Raw genomic sequence first — 4,298 nt, forward strand, 5'->3', positions numbered from 1 at the left:
GGGTGGGGGGAAGGAGGCGCGTGGCGCTTCCGTGCTCATGCACCCCCCGTTTCCTCATGCCCGGGCCGCTCGTCTCGCGCGGGCCGTTTGGCGTCCTGCCCGAGGCCCGGCACGGAATCGTCCCGGGCACACATACCCGTACGAACGGAGCGTCATCCCGGCGGAGATCCCCGGCCGGCGGCGTCCGTCGTACGTTCGCGTCACTCTACGGCTTGTTCCTGGGCGAACGGGAACCAGTCGGCAACGCCGGGGCATCTGCCCGGAACGTCCCCCTACCCCGCGGTAATCCCGTCTGGCAGGCTGCGTTCATGACTGCGCGCGCCGCCGACCGGGCCCGATACGACCGGGCCACCGCCCATCTCGACGCTCCCCTCGCGATCGTGGACCTGGAGGCTTTCGACGCCAACGCCGCCGATCTGGTCCGACGTGCCGGGGGCAAGCCGATCCGGGTCGCCAGCAAGTCCGTGCGCTGCCGGGCGCTGCTGGAGCGCGTCCTGGCCCGGGACGGCTTCGCGGGGATCATGTCGTTCACCCTGGCCGAGTCGCTATGGCTGGCCCGTTCGGGGTTCGAGGACGTGCTGCTCGCCTATCCGTCCGCCGACCGCGCGGCGTACGCGGAACTGGCCGGTGATCCCAAGCTCGCCGCCGCCGTGACCGTGATGGTCGACGACGTCGCCCAACTGGACCTGATCGACGCCTCCCGGGGCGGCGGGCGTGAAGTGGTGCGGGTGTGCCTGGAGTTGGACACGTCCCTGAAGCTGCTCGGCGGACGGGTCCGGGTCGGGGCCCTGCGTTCGCCGCTGCACTCCCCCGCCCAGGTCGCCGACGTGGCGCGGGCGGTGGCCCGGCGGCCCGGCTTCGAGGTCGTGGGGATCATGGCGTACGAGGGGCATGTCGCCGGTGTCGGGGACGCGGTGGCAGGGCGTCCTCTGCGGTCCCGTGCGATCCGGCTGATGCAGGCGGCCGCCAAGCGTGAACTCGCCGAGCGGCGTGCGGAGGTGGTGCGCGCGGTGCGGGCGGTCGTGCCGGATCTGGAGTTCGTGAACGGTGGCGGCACCGGCTCGGTGCAGCACACGGCGGCCGAGGACGCGGTCACCGAGATCGCCGCCGGGTCGGGGCTGTACGTGCCACGCCTGTTCGACAACTACACGGCGTTCAGCGGCCGTCCGTCGGCCCTGTTCGCCCAGCCCGTGGTGCGGCGGCCGGGGGTCGGGGTCGTGACGGTCCTCGGCGGTGGCTATCCCGCCTCCGGTGCGGCGGGGGCCGACCGGTCGCCCGTGCCGTATCTGCCCGAGGGGCTGCGCTACGACCCGCAGGAGGGTGCCGGTGAGGTGCAGACGCCGCTGCTGGGCTCGCCCGCCGACGACCTGCTGATCGGGGACAAGGTGTGGTTCCGGCACGCGAAGGCCGGGGAGCTGTGCGAGCGGTTCGACCGGCTGCACCTGATCGAGGGCGACGCCGTGACGGCGACCGTGCCGACTTACCGCGGCGAGGGCCACACGTTCCTGTAGGCCTGTAGGGGGCCTGCGGGCCTGTAGGAGCCTGTGGGCCTGGCCCGTAGAGGGCCTGCAGGCCTGTAGGGCACGTGGGCCTGGCCCGTAGAGGGCCTGTGCGCCTGTGGGGGCGTCAGTCCGTCGGGCCGATGCTGCTGCCGACGCCGCCGCCCGTGTCCGCGTCGCCGACCGGGCGGATGCCCTTGGTGATGCGGTCCATGTCGGCGAGCGGCGGTCCGTCCTCGCCCGCGTCGAAGACGTACCGGACGAGGACGGGTGACTCGGTGCCGACGCTGGAGGGGAAGACGAGCGACTGCACGTAGCCGCCGGGGCCCTTGGCGGTCTTGACGCGCCAGCGCACGAGGTACCCGGCGCGGCCCGCCACCGCGACCGGCCCGGACTTGACGACCTGGTGCGACTCCAGGCCGCCGTAGAGCTCGCGGTCGAGCCGGTCGCGGTCGTAGGCCTCGTCGGCGGCCTCGGAGATGTCCGCCTTGGCGAGGGCCTCGGGGGACTTCTCGTCGTTCTCGGTCACCGTGCGGGAGAAGACCATGCCGTGGCGGCACAGGCCGACGCCGGCGGGGCAGTCGTAGGTGCCGTCGGTCGTCATGACGACGTCGTCCTGGGCGACGTGCTGCGGGCGGACCCAGCCGTCGCGCAGCGGAAACGTGATGCCGTTGAGCTGGTCCTCGACGACCGCGGGGTCGTCCGCGGACGGTTGTGACGTGGACGCCTCGGGGGTCGGCTCCGGCGGGCCGGGCGTGGACTCGGGTGCGGAGGTCGGGGCCGTCCTGGTCTCCGTGCCGCCGCCGTCGCCCCCGCCGAGGGCGACGGCTCCGGTGACGATCGCCGCGACCAGGACGGCGCCGGCGGCGGTCAGGGCGACCGCCTTCGTCCGGCCGGTGCCGCCGCCCGGTGGCGGGGCGGCGGTGGCCTCGGTCGCGCGGTGGTGTGCGGTCCAGGCCGTGCCGTCCCACCAGCGCTGCAGGTGCGGGGCGTGCGGGTCGGGATACCAGCCGGGCGGCGGCGTCATGCTCATCCCGGCACTGTAGGGCGCGACCCGGACCGTGCGGGCACTCGCCTACAGGGGTGTGACGTACGCCCCGGCGATCCCGCCGTCGACCAGGAAGTCGGTGGCGTTGACGAAGGAGGAGTCGTCGCTGGCCAGGAAGGCCACGGCGGCGGCGATCTCCTCGGCCTCGGCGAACCGGCCCAGTGGGATGTGCACCAGGCGGCGCGCGGCCCGCTCGGGGTCCTTGGCGAACAGTTCCTGGAGAAGCGGGGTGTTGACCGGGCCGGGGCACAGGGCGTTCACGCGGATGCCCTCGCGGGCGAACTGCACGCCCAGTTCCCGGGACATGGCGAGGACGCCGCCCTTGGAGGCCGTGTACGAGATCTGCGACGTGGCCGCGCCCATCCTGGCGACGAAGGACGCCGTGTTGATGATGGAGCCCCGGCCCTGGCGCCGCATGTAGGGGATGGCGGCCTTGCAGCACAGATAGACGGAGGTGAGGTTGACCTCCTGGACGCGCTTCCAGGCCTCGAGGCCCGTCTCCAGGATGGAGTCGTCGTCGGGCGGGGAGATGCCGGCGTTGTTGAAGGCGATGTCGACGCTGCCGTAGGCGTCGTAGGCGGTCTTGAAGAGTGCCTCGACCTGCTCGGGGTCGGTCACGTCGACCTTCACGAAGGTGCCGCCGGTCTCCTCGGCGGCGGCCTTGCCGCGGGCGTCGTCGACGTCGCCGCAGACGACGTGGGCACCCTCGGAGGCGAGGCGGCGGGCGGCGGCGAGGCCGATGCCGCTGCCGGCTCCGGTGACGACGGCGGTGCGGCCGACCAGGCGGCGGCAGATGTTTTCCTGGGCAGTCACTGTGCGGGGCCCTCCGTGCTGATGAAGACGTTCTTGGTTTCGGTGAAGGCGGCCAGGGCGTCGGGGCCGAGCTCGCGCCCGACACCGGACTGCTTGTAGCCGCCGAACGGCGTCCAGTAGCGGACGCTGGCGTGGGAGTTGACGGACAGGTTCCCGGCGCGGACGGCCTGGGAGACGCGCAGGGCCCGGCCGACGTCCCGGGTCCAGATGGAGCCGGAGAGGCCGTAGGGGGTGTCGTTGGCCAGGCGGATCGCGTCCTGCTCGTCGGTGAACGGCAGGAGGACGGCGACGGGGCCGAAGATCTCCTCGCAGGCGGCGGGCGAGTCGGGGCTCTCCCCGGTGAGGACGGTCGGCGGGAACCAGAAGCCGGGGCCCTCGGGGGCGCTGCCGCGCAGGGCCGGGGCGTCGTCGGGCACGAAGCCGCGGACGCGGTCCAGCTGCTGCCGGGAGATCAGCGGGCCCATCTGGGTCTTCTCGTCGGCCGGGTCGCCCACCACCACGGATTCCAGCGCCTCGGCGAGCAGCTCGCGGACCTCGTCGTAGACGGACTCCTGGACCAGGACGCGGGTGCGGGCGCAGCAGTCCTGGCCGGAGTTGTCCAGGAAGGAGAAGGGGTCGACGGCGGTCTTGAGGTCGGCGTCGGCGAAGACGATGTTGGGGCTCTTGCCGCCCAGTTCGAGGGTGACGGGCTTGACCTGCTCGGCGCCGAGGGCCGCGACGCGCGTCCCGGTCCGGGTGGAGCCGGTGAAGACGATCTTGGCGACTCCGGGGTGCCGGACCAGGGCGTCGCCGGTGATGTCCCCGCGTCCCGGCAGGACCTGGAATAGGTGCTCCGGGAGCCCGGCCTCCAGGGCGAGTTCGGCGAGGCGCAGGGCGGTGAGCGGGGTGGTCTCGGCGGGTTTGAGGATGACGGCGTTGCCGGCCGCGAGGGCGGGGGC

Annotated in this window: 4 protein-coding genes; 1 reads left to right on the forward strand and 3 read right to left on the reverse strand. The window is 73.2% G+C overall.

Annotation, left to right across the window (positions count from 1 at the left end; translation table 11 throughout):
* Positions 1 to 308 precede the first annotated feature (308 nt).
* Complete coding sequence (locus C1J00_RS39085; protein WP_102913623.1) at positions 309 to 1,511, forward strand: amino acid deaminase/aldolase; 1,203 nt, start codon at positions 309 to 311, stop codon at positions 1,509 to 1,511.
* 115 nt (positions 1,512 to 1,626) lie between these two features.
* Here the strand turns inward: C1J00_RS39085 and C1J00_RS39090 are convergent, their stop codons facing one another.
* The 3 genes from C1J00_RS39090 to C1J00_RS39100 all read right to left on the reverse strand — a co-directional run.
* A complete protein-coding gene (locus C1J00_RS39090) occupies positions 1,627 to 2,526 on the reverse strand; it encodes a DUF2510 domain-containing protein (protein ID WP_102913624.1) in 900 nt (299 codons plus the stop codon).
* 48 nt (positions 2,527 to 2,574) lie between these two features.
* Positions 2,575 to 3,360, reverse strand: a complete 786-nt coding sequence (locus C1J00_RS39095) for a 3-oxoacyl-ACP reductase (protein WP_102913625.1) — start codon at positions 3,358 to 3,360, stop codon at positions 2,575 to 2,577.
* The coding region (locus C1J00_RS39100) for an aldehyde dehydrogenase family protein (RefSeq protein ID WP_102913626.1) at positions 3,357 to 4,298 on the reverse strand (942 nt) is incomplete at its 5' end. The genes C1J00_RS39100 and C1J00_RS39095, both read right to left, overlap by 4 nt.

The sequence above is a fragment of the Streptomyces cahuitamycinicus genome (assembly GCF_002891435.1).
Classification (GTDB): domain Bacteria; phylum Actinomycetota; class Actinomycetes; order Streptomycetales; family Streptomycetaceae; genus Streptomyces; species Streptomyces cahuitamycinicus.